Consider the following 20,019-nt stretch of genomic DNA (forward strand, 5'->3'; position numbering starts at 1 on the left):
TATTTACTAATTCATTACATTCGGCGTAAATGTTAATGAAAAAAGAGTATCATTAGCAGGCAAATAAAAGCGTAACAGTTTAGGGAGGCATAAAATTGAAAAAGAGAATTATTAATTTGTTTTTAGTTTGTGTTCTTGCACTTAGTTTGATAAGTGTGCCAACATTGGCACTAGAGTCTACTAAAGAAAACAAAGAAACACAGAATGAAACAATTGTTACCGAAGATGAGAAACTGTCGAATGATAGTGTTGAAGAAGAATCTAAAAAAGATAATGAAGAAGAAAGTGTTGAGTCAAAAATTGAAGTTACTCCAGAAGTAGTCGAAGTAGAGGCAACCACTGATGTAACCGAAGAAACTATTGTAGAACAAGAGAATCAACCAATTGCTAGTGGTAAGATTCAAATTGTCCCAAGTTCGGAAACAATCGAGGTTGGACGAATCGCACAATATCAAATATATATTACTCTTGATGGTTCAATTAAGGAATACACAAACGTACAAGTGAAAGTTGCATTGCCAGGGATGGTAAAAAGTAATTATGTTGATTTTAGTCAGAATCTAGATGAACTAAAGATTAAAGGGATAGCACCAACATATAATCAAGATGAGAATATCTTAGTATATAATTTTTCAAAATTGGCTGGTGGGTTCGAAACTTCAATCTTATTAAAATTGAACACAGTTAATGGCTCACCAGTAAATGGTAGTGCATTAACAATTAATGCTTCACTTACAGCTGATGAAATGACTGCTTCCAATGCTGAAGCAAGTACTACATTAGTAGCAAATATGAACGCATCTGTTTCTAACAAGATTAAAGGGATTCTTGTTGATGGGGAAATCGTTGACCGACTCAGTATTAAATACCTTGATGAGACAGTCTTCGCTGTTGGAGCATCCGTAAATAAATATGTTTCCGGTTCACTTCAATTACAAGAAGGTAGTAAAGTAGTGATTTCTTATACACTTGCTGATGGTATTGCTTATATCAGTGATACTTCAGGTGTAACACCTACTGTAGTAGGAAATACCTATACATGGGAATTTGATGCTTCATTATATGAAGACGATGATTACTATTTTGTACAAAACTTTAATATCATAACGAAAATCGAAGGAGACTTAACACTCTACTCGAAAGTAAAAAACAGTGCATCATATACATTTACTTATGTAGATGGTATAGAAAAAACATTTAAAGCAGACGCCACAGTTGTAGTGTCTCCAAACTTTGATTATGTTTTACCTGATCAATTAGTTGGGTTCCCATATTCATCAGTATTTAGCGGACCAAGTGATGACAGAGGTAATGTTGGTTGGATAAACAACGACGATATTAGTGTAACTGATGGAGCAATCCTAGGGTGGAACTTCTATCTAACACCACTCGAAGCTACTACGGCACAGTATAAAAACAATACCTATAACGTATTCTTCCATCCAGATGAGAATCTAAACTTTAGAAATATGTATAGTGGTGATTTCTATTTCCGTCCATCCTCTGCATATGCAAGCGTTGGCTTACAACCAATGGAAGACGATGTGTATTACTCAATAAGCATTAAATACACGGACAGTGAAGAATGGCATCGTGGAAAACCTGATTTAGTTCCTAGCACATATTACACTGCTGAAGAATTAGGGATCGATACATCAAAAACTATTAAAACAATATGGTTCCACTTCCATGACAATGAACAATCAATATTTGCGGACAACGTTGGATTTGGAAATTCTACAGAAAATACAATATTCACGCTTCCAATAGGTATGACAACTACTTCTATGAGAATTTGGACTACTGTCGATGAAGGCTATGTAGGACCAATTGAATCAAAGAGTGCTATTTCTTACTCGGGTTGGACATATGATGGTTATCGTGTCGACCGTTCTTCACAATATGTTCCAGAAGAACTTAATGATAGAAGTTTCAGTCTCATTGATGAAATGTATGAATCAAGATTATTGCCAAAAACAGCAAGTGTTGTAGCGCCTCCAACAGGTATCTCACGATACGTGAAGAGTAACGCATACTTTACAAACACAGTAAACAACTTACTACAAACTGGTGATAATAATTTACGTTTAGAAATTATTAATGACAGTGCATCATTACGTCAGCTTACAGGACCTTTTGAAACCTATGTATTAGTTCCTGAAGGAATTGAATTTCCAGAGCTTGCAGAAAGCACAAATGAAAACGTAACAATCATTACAGAAAACTATAAAAATACAGGTAAGACACTATTAAAAGTAGTCTTTGATGTTGAAACTATTTCACTTTCTTCAAAAGCTTCATTCATTATTCCTGTAACCATTACCGATAAAGTGCCTTACAACGCAGAAGTCGAAATGTTTGGTTACTTAAGTGAAGACTTCGAAGTATCCGATGTATCCAATACAAACGGTACATTCACAGTTAAAGAAATGGATACACATGACTTCAATGGAAGTGGTATTGAAGAAGAATTATATGTAACACGTAACAAGTATACTTATATCGATGCATATGAATATTATGGATTGATTAATGGAACTACAAATGGTGTTGATTACTCAAATGTTATGAGCATTCACGATGGTGAACAAGCGAATATCAAATTACAAATCAACAATACATTAGGTAACCCAATTTCTACATTAGTATTAATGGGAGTACTTCCAGATACAGATTCAACATTTGTATTAAATGATACAAATACAGGCTCAATGTTTGGAATGAACCTTGTAGGGCCAATTACCTTACCACAAGGCTATGAAACACTCTTTGATGTCTATTACAGCACATCTAAAGAACCATTAGTTTCAGGTGTCCTTGATGTAAATAGTAATGCTAACTTAAGCCAAATGACACCTCCAACACTTGTGGATGATGCAGAATGGCTAACTGCAGATCAAATCAGTGACTTCTCAACAATTCGTTCATATAAGGTTGTGATGAAACCTAATGTAAAAGCAATTACAGATTCAAGCTTTGAATTTGAATTAAACTTAGAATTAGCAGATCATACAATGACAGGACGTGAAGCAATTGCTGATCGTATTAGTTACATTAGTTATGCAGTTGGAGTTAACGATGCTTCTGTATTAGAAACACAATCATTAAATATGATTTATGAAGTCTATCCAGAATATCACATTACAGCTAAAGACGTTGAAATGAAGTTATCAGATGTTAACCGTCTCATCGCAGAAGGTACATTCGAAAGCTTTGTACAAGAACAAGCAGGAGTTGCTGTTACTAAAGATGGCGAACTTGTAGTTGACCCACTTGTGACAATGACAATTGTGGATAAACCAGTACAATTTGCTGAAGGAACTTATACATTAAACTTTGTGTATAATACACTCTTAAGAGCAACAACTTCAGTTGAAACAACTTCAAACTTAATTATTGTTGATGATACTGAAGAACCGACAGAACCAGTTGAACCGACAGAACCAGTTGAGCCGACAGAACCAGTAGAGCCGACAGAACCTACGATTCCTAGCGAACCTCAACCAGAGCCTGAAGCGCCAACAGTGAAACCAGTAGAACCATCACCTCAATTACCAAGTACAGGTATGAGTGATCATAATGCTGCGTACTTTATTGTTGCACTTGGATCTGTATTAATCATTTTAAATTCTGTGAACAAACGTAGAAAAGAAAACTAATTATATAATTGGGAACTGACCTAGTTCCGTGGGACTAAAGAAAAAACCAAGTTAGGATGAAGCCAACCGGTAATTAACGGGAGATTGATATCCTAGCTTTTCTTGTATTCGATTTTCATTGTAATATTTTAAATAGTGTATCACAGTTTGTGATACAATTTCAGTAGAACTCTTTAGTTCTGGATTTAATTCGAATGTTTCACACTTTAGAGAGGCATGAAATGATTCGATAGGAGCATTATCAGCGGGTGTGCCCTTACGGGACATACTCATGGTAATGCTTTTGTTTTTTACTCTACGTTGATAATCTTTTGATGTGTAGACACTACCTTGGTCAGAATGAAGAATACATGGCTGAAGGATATCTGGAAGTTGATTTAATGTATCAATGACGCATTCTAGGTTTTGTCTGTCACTCAATGTAGACGCAATAATCTCGCCATTGTATAAATCCATGATCGTAGATAAATAGAGCATCTTATTGCCATAAGGGATGTAAGTGATATCTGTCACTAATTTCTCTAGAGGACGTACTGATTTAAAGTCACGATTAATGATATTAGGCATAATGATTGGCAGAGTTTTGTTTTTTCTATACCTTTTGACCTTAACACGGCATTGGCATTGGTGTTTCTGCATTATCTTTTGAACAGTGTTCTTATTGATAATTCTTTCTTTTCGAATTAGTGCAGTTATTTTTCGATATCCGTAGCGGAATTTGTTTTCTTTACAAAGTTCAATTACTAACGCTTCATTGACAGAATAATTATTAAACTCTACCTGCTCTTTTTTAGTCCAACGGTAATACGTTGACTTAGGTATCCCAAAAAGATTCAAGATATCTTTAATAGATACAGTGTCGCGATATTCATCAACTAGCTTAATGATTATTTCGGGTACCACATCCTTTCTCTTTCCAAATACTTTTTTAATAATTCAATTTGTTGCTCCAAAGATTTAATCCTAAGTCTTTGTGTTTCTTCGACCGTATCTCTTTCTGGACCTTTTCCAAAAGTATATTGCTTGCCTACGGGTTGAGAAAATCGATAGTGTTCACCATTTCGATACCATCTCCACCATGTTTTGACTTGAGTTATATTTTTTATTCCAAGTTCAGTTTGAATAAACCTGTTTGAGTATCCTGATAATTTCATTTCTATAACTTTCATCTTTGTTTCATAACTATGCATAATTCGTGTTCCCATAAGAAAACCTCCTATATTGAACTATTTTACAATAATTCTCATACAAGAGGTTTTTCTTTAGTCCCACGGAACTAGGTCAGTTCCTTGACTCATACCTCTAGAGATATGGGTCTTTTTTATATTGAAGAGGTTTGAATTTACCGCTATTATATTGAAAAGTGCCTCTGTTAAATGAGGAAACAAAACATGTTTGTATTTTCATTCCATCTCAAAGGGCTTTCATTACATTGTAAGTATTATCACAAAGAATTGTGATACGATTTCCACACATAAAAGGAGAAAATATGAAAAAAAAGCTGACAATAATTTTAGCTACATGTGTACTATTTGTTCAAAGTTATACGCCTATTTTTGGTGTTGAGGGACAAGAACCCGTTGATTGGGCGTTTACTGAAGCATCACGAAGTCTTCATGATGCAATTCTCATGGAGTATCCAGAAATCGACACAGATGGTGATCTTTATATTTCTATTCAAGAAGCAAATAATTGGATAGGAGATGCTAGCGGTTCACTTAGAGTGAGGGCAAAAGGAATAAGCGGATCAGCAGACGGTATTGAATATTTTACAATGGTTGATACCTTTAATTTGAGTGAAAATAGCATCACTTCCTTACCTGCGAACCTAGGTAATCTATCAAATGCTCTTTCTTTAGATATTAGTCATAATCCAATAGGAAGTCTTCCGGAATCAATTGGAAATATGACAAGGCTAGAATCACTTTATGCTAAAGAAAATGGACTTACTGAACTTCCAGCAAGCTTTGGAAATTTGCAAAATTTAGATACACTTGCTTTAGCTGTGAATAGGTTTGAAGTATTCCCTGAAGTTATTACAACCTTAACTGCGCTACGTACATTTACGATTAATGACAATAAGTTAAAAGAAATTCCTGGTAGTATTGGAAATCTTGTAAATCTTCAGATTTTTGATGCTCAAAGAAATGGTATTGAAACTTTACCAAATTCAATGACCGGCCTAACAAAGCTAATTAGTTTTACATTTGATCAAAATAGTTTAATTAATGTAACTGAAGAAGTCATGACCTTTATTAACGGACTCATGATGAAAGATATCAGAAATCAATCGTATACAAAATCAATAGGAACATTTACTGTAAATGAAGATTTATTAATTGAACTATATCAAATACTTGATGTTCTCCATACAAGTGGTCAAACGTTAAAAATGCAATTAATTACTCCGAGTGATGAAACTGTTCCTCTAACAAGCTATGAGCTTACAGCGGATAGTAAAATACTAATTCATGGAGATGAACTTAGTGAAGTTGGAGATTATATTTTGATATTCTCAGGGATGGTAGGTGAACTTAGGGGAAGTATCTATCAATTTGAATTTAAGACTGACCACAAGTACGCATCTGTAAGCTTTGAGTCTAATGGAGGGAGTGCGGTTGAAGCATACCCTAAAGCAATTGTTGGTGACAAAATCGTTGCGCCGATAAGTCCTATCAAAGAAGGATTCACATTTGGTGGATGGTATCTTGATGAAGCACTAACAAGTGCATGGGATTTTGATATTAACACTGTAGAAAAAGACACGATACTCTACGCACGTTGGGTAGAAGTTGAAGAGCCAACAGAACCAACAGAGCCAACGGAACCAACGGAACCAACGGAACCAACGGAACCAACAGAGCCAACGGAGCCAACAGAACCAACAGAGCCAACGGAGCCTACAGAGCCAACAGAGCCAACAGAGCCAGCGGAACCAACAGAACCATCAGTTCCAAGCGAACCTCAACCGGAACCAGAAGCACCAACAGTGAAACCTGAAGAACCATCCCAACAATTACCAAGTACGGGTATGAGTGATTATAATGTTGCATATTATATTGTTGCACTTGGAGCTGTATTAATTAGAATTAATTATGTGAATAAACGAAGAAAAGAACACCAATAATCTAAATTTAACGACTTCATTTGAGTTCAGAGCTCTTGAAGTCGTTTTTCTGTATTTACGAAGAAATTAACATTGAATGCTTGATTTCAACTATGCTACACTAGGTTAAGAAGAGGTGGATTATGAAAGCGATTATTTCAGTTTTAGGTAAAGATAAAGTAGGTATTACTGCACATGTATGTAATATTCTTGCATCACGTAATGTGAATATTCTAGATATAAGTCAGACGATTAATGAATCTTATTTTACAATGCTTATGATTGTAGAGATTTCTTCAATGAATGTCAGTTTTGCTGAACTTGCTAAAGAGCTAGAACAATGCGTCGAAACGATTGGTGTGAATGCAACAATTCAAAGAGAAGAGATATTCTCAGCAATGCATCGTTTATAGGAGGTTACTATGATTACAAAACATGAAATATTTGAAACCCAGGATATGATCCTCAAAGAAAACCTTGATGTAAGAACAATCACAATGGGAATTAGTTTGTTGGATTGTGCTCATGAAGATATTGAGGTGTTTAATGAAAACATCTATAAAAAGATTACCCATTATGCTAAGGATTTAGTAAGAACTTGTGATGAAATTGCCCAGGAATACGGTATTCCTGTTGTTAATAAAAGAATCTCTATTACACCGATTGCGATCGCTGCAGCAGGATGTAAGACAGATTCATATGTTTCCGTTGCTGAAACTCTCGATAGAGCAGCGAAAGAATGTGGTGTTGACTTTATTGGGGGCTTCTCAGCTCTTGTAGAGAAAGGGTTAACTCCTTCAGATCAAAAACTCATCGATTCAATTCCTGAAGCACTTGCAGGTACAGATCGTGTATGTTCAAGCATTAACGTTGGTTCTACACGTTATGGATTAAACATGGACGCTGTAAAAATGTTAGGACAAACATTACTGGATACCGCAGAGCTAACAAAAGACCGTGAGAGTATAGGATGTGCAAAACTTGTTGTCTTCTGTAACTCAGTAGGTGACAACCCATTCATGGCTGGTGCTTACCATGGCTTGTCTGAAGGGGATGTTGTAATTAATGTTGGTGTCAGTGGACCAGGTGTCGTCAAAGAGGCACTGGAAGCTGAGGCTATTAGCGATTTTGAGTCCATGTGCGAGGCAATTAAGAAAACATCGTTTAAGATTACCCGAGTGGGCCAATTAATGGCTCAGGAAGCTTCAAAGCGCTTAGGCGTGCCATTTGGTACAATTGACCTTTCGTTAGCTCCGACTCCAGAGATTGGTGATAGTATCGGAGAAATATTCCAGGTTATGGGATTAGAACATCCTGGTGCTCATGGTACAACACTAGCACTTGCTCTATTAAACGATAATGTTAAAAAAGGTGGTATCATGGCTTCATCCCATGTTGGTGGATTATCAGGTGCTTTTATCCCTGTTAGTGAAGACCATGCGATGATTAAAGCAGTTGAAGCAGGAAGCTTAACACTGGATAAACTAGAGTCAATGACTTCTGTTTGTTCTGTAGGTATTGATATGGTAGCAGTGCCAGGAGATACACCAGCTTCAAAGCTTGCAGGTATTATTGCAGATGAAGCAGCTATAGGAATGATTAATAATAAGACCACAGCTGTACGTATTATTCCTGTAATAGGAAAAGAAGTCGGTGAGGTTGTGGAATTTGGTGGACTCTTAGGATATGCACCAATTATGCCCGTCAATCCATTCAGCAGTGAAACGTTTATGGATCGTGGTGGACGTGTTCCAGCACCTGTTCATAGTTTTAAGAATTAATACTCAAAACTCTTAAGATTCTTAAGAGTTTTATTTTGTAAGTGGATATTTGCTATAATAAAGTAAATTGGGAACGTTGAGGTAAATGCGATGAAAGTAAGTTACGAAGAAATCCAAGCAATTAAAGATAAATTAAGACCAGAGTTTGAGAAATCAAGACGAGCAACTAGAATTGGTTATATATTATTTGGAAGCTTAATTATGGTATTGATTTTTACCTTTTTGGGAGTTACCAATACAATGAACTCTAGTTTTCTATCAATGAGGCAGGGGCCTAATATCACAAGTTTTTTCCTGTATCCAGTAATTATTATTATTGCTTATGGACTTATTCAATTCTTGTATATCAGTCCAAAGCAAAAAGAGTATAAGAGTAAAGTAAAAGATTATATCAACGACACGATCTTTACATCAATGTTTGATGATGTAAGTTTCTCAAGCGAATATGGGTATGACGAATCCCTTATTCGTGAGACAGGCCTTGTGGACTTAGGCAATCGTTACTATAGTAATGACTTCTTACAGGGAAGTTATAAGAGTGTGAATTTTTCAAGAGCTGATGTTCTTACCGAGAGTGAAACAACAGACTCAGATGGTCATAGTCATACTACCACTCTATTCAAAGGTCAAACATATCAATTTAAGTTCAATAAAAACACTCAAAGCTATGTGAGAATCCGTGATAGAAGTTATTTCTTATCAGGAAAGTTTTCAAAAGGTAGAAAAATTGACTCTTCGAAGCCTATGAAATTTGAAGACCAGGAATTTAACGAGATGTTTTACACTGTATCCAATGATCCTCATGAGGCATTCTATATTTTCACACCACACTTTATGAACCGTGTCAAAAACCTAAGAAGAATGTTGGGTGATGATATTAGTTTAGTGGTTCGTGATAGTGTCTTATACCTTGCAGTATATACGGACACAGACTCTTACGAAATATCTTCTTCAAGAGAAATCAGTAGTGAATACATTGAGAAATGTATTGCTGAAACATCGATAATTAAGTATGTTGTGGATGAATTGAACCTTGATTCAGATATTTACGTTGATAATGAATAGATGTAACATTTGCCTGTATTTGTGAGAACTTTAAAAGTTTTATACAAAAACACAATAAAAATAGCGATCACGCAAACATTTTCATAAGTAATACTAAAAAAATAGAAACAAAGTATAAAACATTAAAATATTGTGTTATTATAATCGAAGAGACCTTTAAGTTTGTACAGAGAGACAAACAAGGTGCGAATCCTAGAAACTTAGACGCACCTTTACGGTGCTCTTTTTATAGGAGGAAGTATGACAAAACCAACGTTTATTGCTTGCGATTTTAAATCGAGAGAAGAGTGTATTGAATTTCTACAACCATTTGCAGGGGAATCATTGTACCTGAAAATAGGAATGGAACTGTTTTATAGAGAAGGAAGAGAGTTTGTGGAAGCGTGCCAAAGTATGGGGCACAAGATTTTCTTAGACTTAAAACTTCATGATATTCCAAATACAGTAGGAAGTGCATTAAAGAATCTTAAGGACCTTAATGTAGACTACATTACAATTCATGCATCTGGTGGATATGAAATGATGAGTCAAGCTCAACTAGCAATTGAAGGTACAAAAACAAAATTACTCGCAGTTACTGTTCTTACAAGTATTGATCAAGAGATTCTAAGTAATGAACTTATGAATCCAAGTCCATTAAAAGAAGTTGCTTTAGGTTTAGCAGCAAGTGCAAAACGTGCAGGTGTTGCAGGTTGCATTTGCTCAGCATTCGAAGCACAAGACATTAAGAATCATGTTGGCGAAGACTTCTTGTGTATTACACCGGGAATTCGTTTAGCTGATGGATCAGTTGATGATCAAAAACGAATCATGACACCAACACAAGCAGTAGCTAATGGTGCTGATGGAATCGTCGTAGGACGTGCAATTACAAAGAGTGAAACGCCTTATGAAACATACATGTCAATAAAGGAGAGTATCAATGAGTAACATAATAGTAGAAGGATTAGTAAAAATTGGAGCAGTATCATTAAACTTAGAAAAACCATTTATCTGGGCATCAGGTATTAACTCACCTATATATTGTGATAACCGTAAAACATTAGGGCATTACGAAATTCGTAGCGAAATTGCTGCACAACTTTATGCATACATTTCAGCAACATATCCAGAAGTTGAAGTTATCGGTGGAACAGCTACAGCAGGAATTCCTCATGCAACATCAGTTGCTGATAAAATGAAACTACCTCTTGTATACTTTAGAAGTAAAGCAAAAGATCACGGAACTAAAGGTCAAATTGAAGGTGACTTCACTAAAGGACAAAAAGTTGTGATTATTGAAGACTTAGTATCAACAGGTGGAAGTGTTATCCAAAGCGTTCAAACAGCACGTGATGCAGGTATGGAAGTCTTAGCAGTTGTATCCATCTTCAACTATGAGTTGGAATCAGCAATGACTAATTTCGCTGCAGAAGGTATTGAAAATCACAGTATTCTTACATTCAGTGATTTATCAGAATACTTAAAACTTAACGAGAAGCAACAAGACTTCTTGAGTTCATGGCGTAAAGACCCATTTGATAATTCAATCTGGGGCAAATAATAAATTCAGATAAATAAAGAACACTTTAGTTGTCTTATGCGTATAATAAAAATGATCTACCTCATATGGGGTAGATCATTTTTTGTAATGATAAATTAATATAAATCAATTAAGTTCTTAAATTCAGTAACGACAAGATCTAAAAATTTTGAAGTTCCTTCAACCATTGTGCCATCTTCATTTAGTAATGTATGAATTTGAGATAGGTAAACTTCAGGTTGACCAAGTACTGGCATATTAAGGAATGCTAGTGTTTGACGTAGGTGATGGTTGGCTCCAAATCCACCGATATTTCCTGGGGAATTACTAATGATTGCAGCAGGTTTCTTGTTCCAAACACTGTCTTTCATTGGACGTGATCCAACATCAAGAGCATTCTTTAGTACTGCAGGTACTGAGCGGTTATATTCTGGAGTAACAAATAACACTGCATCAACGTGGTTCATTGTGTTTCTGAATGCTGTCCAAGCTTCAGGTGTGCCACCTTCAACTTCTAAATCTTGATTATAATAAGGTAGATTTCCAATTTCAATGAACTCTGTTTCAAAATATTCATTGAGTTTCTTAGCGACGATATCAGCAACTTGCTTTGAGAAAGCATCTTTTCTAAGGCTTCCTACAATAATTCCAACTTTTTTCATAGTATATCCTCCTCGTACATTAATACTAACATCACTTAGCTTGAATGAGTAGTGCTTTGATTAAGTGCTGATGAAAAATTGGTGACACTATTGATCTGTAAGATCGTGTTTTCTAAATATTGGTTTCAATATCTTCATGAAAAATCCCATAAGTGGACTAAAAATCAACATTCCGATTACAGTACCTTCACGGACCGTTAATGGAGTAGAGAAGAGTAGGGATAAAATAACCGTAATCACAATAATCACAGCATCGATAATCTGACGGGTTAGTGGAAAGTCCATCTTTAAGCTTTTAGCTATCGCAAGACTTGCACCTTCAAGGGCAAAAGTAACAACATCAACTAGCATCACAATCGATACTGCCAAAGCATTAATTGCAGTTCCTAGAATTAAGAAGAAGAGCTTAGCTGGATAACTAGTGATTGTGAAGTCAGGGAGTAAATCATAATATACAAAGTTAATAGCATAACCTAAGCTCACAATTAAGACTACTTGCATTGCATGTTTAAATTTGAAATCTTTACCAAGCAGTACAAATTGAATTAAGATACAGATTGCATTAAGCGCAATACCAACAGTTCCAATTTGGTATCTAGAAATGTCACTCACAGTTTGTGTTATCGCATCCCATGAGCCAACGCCAATTGCTGCTTTTAATGTAAAGGAAACTCCGAATGAAAATAAAAAAATTGAGACAAGACATAATAAAACACGTTTAAACTTCATAATATCCTCACTTACAGTACAAATACTGCGACATTTAATTGTAGCATAAACGTTTCCCAATAACACTGTAAACGTTTGCATTCGTATAAATATCTCGATAAAAAAGATTCGATAACCTTATTGGACTATTTGTGATATTATACTTTTGAGGTGAGTTCTTTGTTTGTAGATATTCAAAAAATAATCAATAAATATAATATGAATCAAAAGGTAAACTACGATGTGGTATACCAGGATGTAGTGAAGCAGTGGCAAACGCAAGAGGATCGTCCAAAAGTCTTGATGCATTCATGCTGTGCTCCATGTAGTACCTATGTACTTGAAGAAATGGTAAACCATGCCGATGTTACTATCTTTTATTCAAACTCAAATATTTATCCCCGTGAGGAGTATACCCGAAGGGCAATCGTTCAAAAGCAGTTCATCGAAGACTTCAATGAGAAGACGGGTTCTAATGTACAGTTTATTGAAGATGATTATCGTCCGGATACTTTTCTTAAAGCCGTACATGAGCGCGAGTTAAAGGAAGAACCGGAAGGCGGTAAACGTTGTGCCTTTTGTTTTGAAATGAGACTTGATCGGGTGGCTGAGAAGGCACAAGAACTAGGCTTTGAATACTTTGGGAGTGCTTTAACATTATCACCCCACAAGAATTCCAAACTCATTAATGAAATAGGAATGGATGTACAAGTTTTATATAACGTAAGTTACCTACCAAGCGATTTTAAGAAACGTGGAGGATATCATCGTTCTATTGAAATGTGTAACGACTATGATATTTATAGGCAATGTTATTGCGGCTGTGTTTTCTCTGCGAATCAATGGGGTGTTGATTTGAAATCTGTAAAACAAGAAGCAAAGAGTTTCGTGGAACGTTATCGCGAAGACCATAAACACGAAAAAGAAGAGGACAATTAAGCCTCTTCTTTTCTAATTAAGTACTTCCAATGAGATAATACTTTTACGCGAGTAAGTACCAAAGTGCCATGATAAAGAAAGATAACACTATACCATGGAGGACTCGAGTTCTACTCGGAACTATTTTCCCTCTCATTTTGTCTCCTTATGTTATTTCGCTAGCTATAATATAACAGAAATAGAGGAATAAAAAAAGACTTTAGTGTGTGACTAAAGTCTTAAGTAGATTAATCGTAAAGTGATTCAACTTCCCATTCGAGGATTGTTCCGGTATTACCATCGATTTCAAACTCATATTCGAAGCCATCATAAATGATGGTTCCTTCATATTCAATACGGCCATTGTTATAATCTTCTTCGATAATAATGTGATTGTCTTTAGCACCTGGTACTTTAGCCAATGCAATCTCTTTTGCCTTTGATAAAGAAACTGGTGATCCACCCGATGGTTTGTTTTTGATATCTATAGATTTTTTAATGATACGTCCATCAGCAATCGCAATGTCATAATCATATTCATTGTTACCAACTTTGAATTCAATTTCATAGATCAAGATATTATTTTCTTTATCACGTTCGATTTCTTTATGTGTAACACTTGCACGATCAACACCTGCATCTTTTAATGCAATCGCATATGCTTGATCAGCAGTGATTTCACCTGTAGAAGGTTTTTGATCAGTTGCTGGAGTATCAACACCTGGTTTTACATCAGGAATCACAACTGTAGGATTGTCATCGCTATTATCATTGATTTGTACGTTGTTTAATGCATTATCGATAAGTTCTTGAATGTCGTCATCATCGTTACTGTTTTGCATGCTTGAGACAAGAATTTTCCCACTACTTGTTTCAATCTTATAAACATAGGTACGATTATCATTCTTCATAATAATGAGATAATACGTTGGTTTCGCATCAATCAGTTTCTCAACCACAAACTGTGTGCTGTCTTTAGATAATGAAGCGTGGGTTAAAGCAATTTCTTTTGCTTCTTCTAAAGTTACATTTTGATCCCCTGTTTGGGTAGGTATTGTACCTGAACCACTTCCATTTGGATTTGTAGCTGTACAGCCTGTTAATACAAGCATAGCAAGTAATAATGTTAGTAAGGTCTTCTTCATAATAAGTTCCTCTTTTCTTTCCTTGTGACTCTATTGTGTCATGCGAAGATTAAAATTAGATTAAAGAAACTTAATCTTTAATAATTAATGTAAATGTTGTCGAAGTACCAAGTTCACTTGCAACTTGAATCTCCCATCCTAAAGCATCAACTGCCATCTTCACAAAGGATAATCCCAGTCCTGAAGATTTTGAATCATGTCGTGCTTTATCACCTTGATAGAAACGATTCCATATTTGAGAAAGTGTTTCTTCACTCATGCCATCACCATTATCTTTGATCTTAATATGAAGTGTTCCGCGTACTCGTTGGGTACTAATATCTACACGGTCTGCTCCATATTGAAATGAATTATTCACAAGATTTGTGAGAATCCTTCCGAATAGAGCTGTATCTGTTTGGATTATCTGGGTGTCAGGAATATCTAAGGTAATCTTTTGAAGGTCAAGCGTTGGCATCGCTTCAATTGTTTCTTTTAAGAAGACTGTTTCAATACTTTGTATATGTATGCTGTGGGATATCTGAGTCATGGATTCCACTAAGGTCACCATCCATTGAGTTTGTTCATAGAGCCTTTGAATTAATGTTTGTGTTTCTAAATCTTCTTTATCAGAACGGAGTTTCATCAGTTCCACATCCAAGAGCATACCAGTAAGTGGTGTTCTTAGTTCGTGCGAAATATCATCAGTAAACTGACGTTCGCGGTCAAAGGCATCATCAAGTCTCTGCAACATATGATTAAGAGTATGCACAAGCTTTCCTAACTCATCATTATTACTGGGTGCCTCAATTCTTAGTTTTAAGTCATTACCGTCACTAATTTCTTGAGCAGTCGTTCTCACCGCTTCAATTGGTTTAAAGATACGTTTCATGAGTCGCCATCCACCATATGCAGCAAGTAGAATCACAATTGGACCAATAATAAGCGACGCAAATAGAAACGATTGCAGTGTTGTGTTTGCGTTTGTATAGGAAGCAATACCACGAATGATGAGATTCTGTGGTGCTCCTTTGACTGCTACATCTAAGTCTTTGTAGACAAAGCGATTTTGATTCGGGAGTTGAATGGATTGAAAGGTATTACTGAAGTTAGCATCTACAGGAAACTGACGTGGCGTGACACCGTATAATGTATTTCCATACTTATCATAAATCACAATCGTGACTGTATCATCAATCGATTGAATTCGATCATTATACTTAAGCACACCGTTTTCATACTTAATATAATCATGAGCTTTTGCGATGGCATTTGTTACTGATTCTTCTGTCTTATTTAAGAGACTGGATGAACTCATCGCATAAATAATGGACAAGGTACTCGCTAAGATAACGACCATGAATGCAGTATACCAAAGGCTTATTCGTAATTTGTAAGGGAATCGTTTCATTCAGTACTCCTTATGATGTATCCGGCACCACGTACTGTCTGAATCAGTTTCGGTTCAAAGCCATCATCAATCTTCTTACGTAGGTAATTAATATAGACATCCACGATATTGGATGCTCCTTCATAGTCAAGGTCCCAGGCATGTTCGAGGAGTTGTTCTCGCGTTACGACAGTGTTTTTATGTCGCACCAAATATAAAAGAATTGCGTATTCTTTGGATGAGAGATCAATTTCTTGATTTTCTCGACGTACAGAACGTGTCGAGTTATTAATTTCTAGAGTTCCAAGGGTGTAGATGTCGGTGCCTTTATTATCGTAACGGCGTAAGAGCACTCGAATTCGTGCTAGTAGTTCTTCCATGGAAAAAGGTTTAACGAGATAATCATCCCCGCCGAGATCAAGTGCCTTTATCCTGTCATCTACATGTTGCTTTGCAGATAGAAATAGCACAGGCTTTGTAAAGCCATTCTTTCGTACTGTTTCCACAACAGTAAAGCCATCTACAAGTGGCATCATAATATCGAGTACGACACAGTCATAATCAATAGCAGCAATATAATCAATAGCATCTTGACCATTGAAAACGGAGTCTACCTGATAGCCTCCAACTTTTAATACTTGTGTAATTGTATCGTTTAAACTTTGATGATCTTCCACAACTAATAGTCTCATATGTCCACCCCTCTGTGTACAGTTCTATTGTAAACTGCCTTGGTGAAATGTCAATTTTATTAAGAATAAACATTAAACTATGCATACTATTTATACACGGCATTAAAGAAGGTTCGTCACATTAAGGTACCTAATCGTTCATTCAACCGTCACACATCAAACTTAGTATTTGACTGTGAGGAGGGTAGACATGAGTAAATATACAGCGACATTCTCAAGAAATGAGATTAAGTTTGTCTTTGACAGTTCAAAGCGACAAAAACTGGAACAATTACTAAATCGCTATTTAGTTAGTGATCAGTATGGCGAACATACCATCTGTAATGTGTATTTTGATAATGAATACGATGAATCAATAATCCAGTCACAAGAGAAACCACTTTATAAAGAGAAGGTAAGACTCCGTAGCTACAACGTACCCAATGAATACTCAAAAGTATATTTGGAAGTAAAGAAGAAGTTCTGTGGCGTTGTCTATAAGAGACGTCTTGAGATTGAACTTAAGGAAGCTAATGACTACGCGTTTGCGAATAAACTTCCAAGGGATTCATCGCAAACATTTCAGGAAATTGATTATGTATGTACCAATCAGAATCTACAACCAGCAATGTATATTGCCTATGATCGCATTGCCTATACTGACGAATATCCTGATGGACTTCGGGTAACTTTAGATAAGAATGTTCGTTGGCGTGATACGGATCTGAAAATGGAACACGGAGATTATGGAAATGTTCTAAATCCAGATGAGATCATTATGGAAATTAAGACAAGTACAAGCATTCCAAACTGGTTAGCGGAAGGCTTAAGTGAGTTACAGATTTACACATCGTCATGTTCAAAGTATGGGCGATGTTATCAAGAAAGAATTGAGGGAATCAAGCAATGATATTTGAAAGTATTACAAACACTACAATGACACTCGAAACGATTATGATTAGTTCAATAGTCTCGCTAATCCTTGGGATTGCGATCGCATGGACATACATGTATAAGAATACCTATACTAAGAATTTCGTAGTGACACTAGCACTTTTACCTGTGATGATTCACGTGGTCATTATGATGGTAAATGGCAATCTAGGAACAAGTGTTGCGGTTTTAGGAACCTTTAGTTTAATCCGTTTTCGATCAGTTGCGGGAACTGCTAAAGATATTGGAAGCATCTTCTTCGCAATGGTTATTGGATTGGCAACAGGAATAGGGTATTTAACTTTCGCTGTTTTCATTACGATACTTATTTGTATCATGATGTTGGCACTGAATAGCTCATCATTTGGTGAACAACACAGTCACCAAAGAGATCTAAAAATCACTATTCCGGAATCTTTAAACTATGAAGGGGTATTTGATGATGTCTTTATGAAATACACAGACGAGATTATACTCACCAAAATCAAGACAACCAACATGGGAAGTCTCTTTGAACTGCAATATCGAATTCGTTTAAAAGACACGCAAGAGGTAAAACAATTCATTGATGATTTGCGGGTGCGAAATGGTAACCTTGCGATTGTGTGCAGCTTGCCTTCAACAGAAGTTGGAAGTTTGTAGGTGATTAATTATGAGAAAAAAGAATGTAGGAATCATGTCTGTAACAGTATTGGTGCTTCTTGCAGCAATCACTATATGGATGAGTGTTACGAAGAATGAAAGTAGTGAACCTTTAGATGAGATTGCTCAAACTGAAGAGAAACCGAATGAAGTGAGTTCATCTAACATCAACTATGAGTTTGATACAAAGTATGAAGATGAAACCTGGGATGACAGTACTGCAAAACACATTACGCTTAATGGTAATTCAACAAGCATTGAGGGCCAAGGAATAAGCCAAGTGGGCAATACACTTCGTATTCAAAAGGCTGGTGACTATGTATTTACTGGAACTTCAACTAATTTACAGATTCATGTGAATGTCCAAGATACAGAAACAGTACGAATTATCCTCAATGGTGTGACGATGACACACGCAAGTTCAGCAATTGTTTACAGTGAAAATGCTGACAATACAGTAATAACACTAGCGAAGAATACGACAAACACATTGAGTGATGGGGATACCTACACAGGCATGAATGAAAAAGAAGAACCCAGTGCAACAATCTTCTCCAATGATGATTTAATCTTTAATGGTAGTGGAGAGTTGGTACTTAAAGGGAACTTTAAGAATGGTATTCAGACAGATGATGATCTCGTTATTATGGATGGGAAATATCAGATACATGCAAAGAACGATGGTATCAAAGGTAAAGATAGTGTCGCAATCAAACAGGGGTCATTCATGATAACTGCTGATGGTGATGGTATTCAAGCAAGCAATGCTACAGATACAAGTAAGGGTTGGCTCTACATTAAAGATGCTACCGTAGATATCAATGCCTTGGGTGATGGCCTGCAAGCCGAAACTCACTTACAAATTGATGCAGGAAATTATAAAATTGTGACTCTTGAAAACACGACTGATTCAAGTAATAAAGGACTGAAAGCTTCTGCTTCTCTTACAGTTAATGGTGGATACTTTGAACTTACAACAGTAGATGATTCAATCCACAGTAACGGTAATGTTACCATAAACAATGGTACTTATTTAATAAATACAGAAGATGATGGAATGCATGCTGATAATGCTTTAGTAATCAATGGTGGAACAATCCACGTTCAGTCCAGCTATGAAGGCTTAGAAGGTGCTCAGGTAACCATTAATGATGGAATCATATCCATAGTAGCGCAAGATGATGGTATTAACTCTGCAGGCGGAAATGATGTTCAAGAAGAACAAGGACGCCGTATGGATCACTTTGCTTCTCGAGGTGACTATCCAATTCAAATTAATGGCGGAACGATTACTGTAAATGCTAATGGTGATGGGATTGATGCAAATGGGAATCTTGAAATCAACGGTGGTGATATCACAGTCTTTGGTCCTACACAAGGCGGGAATGGGTACTTAGATTACGATGGTGTAGCAAGCATTACTTCAGGAACGCTGTTTGCTTCTGGAACATCAGATATGATGCAAGGAATGTCAGAAGATTCAAGTCAAGCGTCATTCGCACTCGTCCTTGATCAAAGATACAGTGCTCAATCCCTTCTTGAAATCAAAGATGACAATGGTAACCTCCTCTTTAGTAAAGAAGTCATGAAAGACTTCAATGCCTTTATCTACAGTGGTTCAAATCTCAATGTTGGAGATACAGTTCATGTTAGCGTTAATGGTAGTGAGGTATCGTCAATCACACTGAACTCAGTAATGACAAATGTCTCACAAAACGGTCAAAATGTACCGATGAATCAAGGCCCACAAGGAGACAGAAATCAAGGAGGTCAGCGACCAGGGGAACAAAAACCACGAATGTAGTATCGTAAGAAACCGTAAGAATGATATACTTGTC

General features: G+C 36.2%; 17 protein-coding genes. 11 read left to right on the plus strand and 6 right to left on the minus strand.

What is annotated here, in order from left to right; genetic code table 11:
- Nucleotides 1-95: 95 nt before the first annotated feature.
- Entirely contained in the window at nt 96-3,659 is a 3,564-nt protein-coding gene (locus G7059_RS10395; RefSeq protein ID WP_205700236.1) for a hypothetical protein, read from the plus strand.
- A gap of 51 nt (nt 3,660-3,710) precedes the next feature.
- On the opposite strand, the gene G7059_RS03290 is transcribed toward G7059_RS10395, so the two are convergent.
- A protein-coding gene (locus G7059_RS03290) for an IS3 family transposase (protein WP_166080675.1) occupies nt 3,711-4,864 on the minus strand; the annotation gives its coding sequence in 2 pieces (ribosomal slippage) (nt 3,711-4,591 and nt 4,591-4,864; 1,155 coding nt in all).
- A gap of 284 nt (nt 4,865-5,148) precedes the next feature.
- Here G7059_RS03290 and G7059_RS10400 point away from each other — a divergent pair.
- The 6 genes from G7059_RS10400 (at nt 5,149) to pyrE (ending at nt 11,154) form a co-directional block, all read left to right on the plus strand.
- Nucleotides 5,149-6,786, plus strand: a complete 1,638-nt coding sequence (locus G7059_RS10400) for an InlB B-repeat-containing protein (protein ID WP_205700237.1) — start codon at nt 5,149-5,151, stop codon at nt 6,784-6,786.
- 122 nt (nt 6,787-6,908) lie between these two features.
- On the plus strand, nt 6,909-7,178 hold the full coding sequence (locus G7059_RS03300) for an ACT domain-containing protein (protein ID WP_166080676.1): 270 nt from the start codon (nt 6,909-6,911) through the stop codon (nt 7,176-7,178).
- A gap of 9 nt (nt 7,179-7,187) precedes the next feature.
- Entirely contained in the window at nt 7,188-8,546 is a 1,359-nt protein-coding gene (locus tag G7059_RS03305; RefSeq protein WP_166080677.1) for a PFL family protein, read from the plus strand.
- 90 nt (nt 8,547-8,636) lie between these two features.
- Nucleotides 8,637-9,611 (plus strand): DUF3137 domain-containing protein, encoded by a 975-nt coding sequence (locus G7059_RS03310; protein WP_166080678.1) that lies wholly within the window; start codon nt 8,637-8,639, stop codon nt 9,609-9,611.
- Nucleotides 9,612-9,851: 240 nt separating this feature from the next.
- Nucleotides 9,852-10,541 (plus strand): orotidine-5'-phosphate decarboxylase, encoded by a 690-nt coding sequence (gene pyrF, locus G7059_RS03315; RefSeq protein WP_166080679.1) that lies wholly within the window; start codon nt 9,852-9,854, stop codon nt 10,539-10,541.
- Entirely contained in the window at nt 10,534-11,154 is a 621-nt protein-coding gene (gene pyrE, locus G7059_RS03320; protein ID WP_166080680.1) for an orotate phosphoribosyltransferase, read from the plus strand. The genes pyrF and pyrE overlap by 8 nt, the downstream gene beginning before the upstream one ends.
- A gap of 95 nt (nt 11,155-11,249) precedes the next feature.
- On the opposite strand, the gene G7059_RS03325 is transcribed toward pyrE, so the two are convergent.
- On the minus strand, nt 11,250-11,795 hold the full coding sequence (locus tag G7059_RS03325) for an NADPH-dependent FMN reductase (RefSeq protein WP_166080681.1): 546 nt from the start codon (nt 11,793-11,795) through the stop codon (nt 11,250-11,252).
- An 87-nt stretch (nt 11,796-11,882) separates the two neighbouring features.
- Nucleotides 11,883-12,524 carry a YitT family protein gene (locus tag G7059_RS03330; protein WP_166080682.1) on the minus strand — a complete coding sequence of 214 codons (642 nt, stop codon included), beginning with the start codon at nt 12,522-12,524 and terminating at the stop codon, nt 11,883-11,885.
- A 198-nt stretch (nt 12,525-12,722) separates the two neighbouring features.
- Between G7059_RS03330 and G7059_RS03335 the strand changes: the two genes are divergently transcribed.
- Nucleotides 12,723-13,442, plus strand: a complete 720-nt coding sequence (locus G7059_RS03335; protein ID WP_166080683.1) for an epoxyqueuosine reductase QueH — start codon at nt 12,723-12,725, stop codon at nt 13,440-13,442.
- 227 nt (nt 13,443-13,669) lie between these two features.
- On the opposite strand, the gene G7059_RS03340 is transcribed toward G7059_RS03335, so the two are convergent.
- The 3 genes from G7059_RS03340 to G7059_RS03350 form a co-directional block, all read right to left on the minus strand.
- Nucleotides 13,670-14,566, minus strand: a complete 897-nt coding sequence (locus G7059_RS03340; protein ID WP_166080684.1) for a PepSY domain-containing protein — start codon at nt 14,564-14,566, stop codon at nt 13,670-13,672.
- Nucleotides 14,567-14,636: 70 nt separating this feature from the next.
- On the minus strand, nt 14,637-15,956 hold the full coding sequence (locus G7059_RS03345) for a HAMP domain-containing sensor histidine kinase (protein ID WP_166080685.1): 1,320 nt from the start codon (nt 15,954-15,956) through the stop codon (nt 14,637-14,639).
- A complete protein-coding gene (locus G7059_RS03350) occupies nt 15,953-16,627 on the minus strand; it encodes a response regulator transcription factor (protein ID WP_166080686.1) in 675 nt (224 codons plus the stop codon). The genes G7059_RS03345 and G7059_RS03350 overlap by 4 nt, the downstream gene beginning before the upstream one ends.
- 190 nt (nt 16,628-16,817) lie before the next feature.
- Here G7059_RS03350 and G7059_RS03355 point away from each other — a divergent pair, with 190 nt between their 5' ends.
- Genes G7059_RS03355 through G7059_RS03365 form a run of 3 tightly spaced genes read left to right on the plus strand, consistent with a single transcriptional unit; the run spans nt 16,818 to nt 19,985 of the window.
- The gene (locus tag G7059_RS03355; protein ID WP_166080687.1) at nt 16,818-17,516 is read left to right on the plus strand and encodes a polyphosphate polymerase domain-containing protein; all 699 of its coding nucleotides are present in this window, start codon (nt 16,818-16,820) and stop codon (nt 17,514-17,516) included.
- Entirely contained in the window at nt 17,513-18,181 is a 669-nt protein-coding gene (locus G7059_RS03360; RefSeq protein ID WP_166080688.1) for a DUF4956 domain-containing protein, read from the plus strand. The genes G7059_RS03355 and G7059_RS03360 overlap by 4 nt, the downstream gene beginning before the upstream one ends.
- A gap of 10 nt (nt 18,182-18,191) precedes the next feature.
- Nucleotides 18,192-19,985, plus strand: coding sequence for a carbohydrate-binding domain-containing protein (locus tag G7059_RS03365; protein WP_166080689.1), 1,794 nt, complete (start codon nt 18,192-18,194; stop codon nt 19,983-19,985).
- Nucleotides 19,986-20,019: the final 34 nt, after the last annotated feature.

Origin of the sequence: Erysipelothrix sp. HDW6A (genome assembly GCF_011400295.1) — a bacterium.
Classification (GTDB): domain Bacteria; phylum Bacillota_I; class Bacilli_A; order Erysipelotrichales; family Erysipelotrichaceae; genus Erysipelothrix.

Coding starts and splice junctions, on each gene's coding strand:
- G7059_RS10400 (WP_205700237.1), top strand. CDS start 5,149: ATGAAAAAAAAGCTGACAATAATTTTAGCTACATGTGTACTATTTGTT.
- G7059_RS03300 (WP_166080676.1), top strand. CDS start 6,909: ATGAAAGCGATTATTTCAGTTTTAGGTAAAGATAAAGTAGGTATTACT.
- G7059_RS03305 (WP_166080677.1), top strand. CDS start 7,188: ATGATTACAAAACATGAAATATTTGAAACCCAGGATATGATCCTCAAA.
- G7059_RS03310 (WP_166080678.1), top strand. CDS start 8,637: ATGAAAGTAAGTTACGAAGAAATCCAAGCAATTAAAGATAAATTAAGA.
- pyrF (WP_166080679.1), top strand. CDS start 9,852: ATGACAAAACCAACGTTTATTGCTTGCGATTTTAAATCGAGAGAAGAG.
- pyrE (WP_166080680.1), top strand. CDS start 10,534: ATGAGTAACATAATAGTAGAAGGATTAGTAAAAATTGGAGCAGTATCA.
- G7059_RS03325 (WP_166080681.1), bottom strand. CDS start 11,795: ATGAAAAAAGTTGGAATTATTGTAGGAAGCCTTAGAAAAGATGCTTTC.
- G7059_RS03330 (WP_166080682.1), bottom strand. CDS start 12,524: ATGAAGTTTAAACGTGTTTTATTATGTCTTGTCTCAATTTTTTTATTT.
- G7059_RS03335 (WP_166080683.1), top strand. CDS start 12,723: ATGAATCAAAAGGTAAACTACGATGTGGTATACCAGGATGTAGTGAAG.
- G7059_RS03340 (WP_166080684.1), bottom strand. CDS start 14,566: ATGAAGAAGACCTTACTAACATTATTACTTGCTATGCTTGTATTAACA.
- G7059_RS03345 (WP_166080685.1), bottom strand. CDS start 15,956: ATGAAACGATTCCCTTACAAATTACGAATAAGCCTTTGGTATACTGCA.
- G7059_RS03350 (WP_166080686.1), bottom strand. CDS start 16,627: ATGAGACTATTAGTTGTGGAAGATCATCAAAGTTTAAACGATACAATT.
- G7059_RS03355 (WP_166080687.1), top strand. CDS start 16,818: ATGAGTAAATATACAGCGACATTCTCAAGAAATGAGATTAAGTTTGTC.
- G7059_RS03360 (WP_166080688.1), top strand. CDS start 17,513: ATGATATTTGAAAGTATTACAAACACTACAATGACACTCGAAACGATT.
- G7059_RS03365 (WP_166080689.1), top strand. CDS start 18,192: ATGAGAAAAAAGAATGTAGGAATCATGTCTGTAACAGTATTGGTGCTT.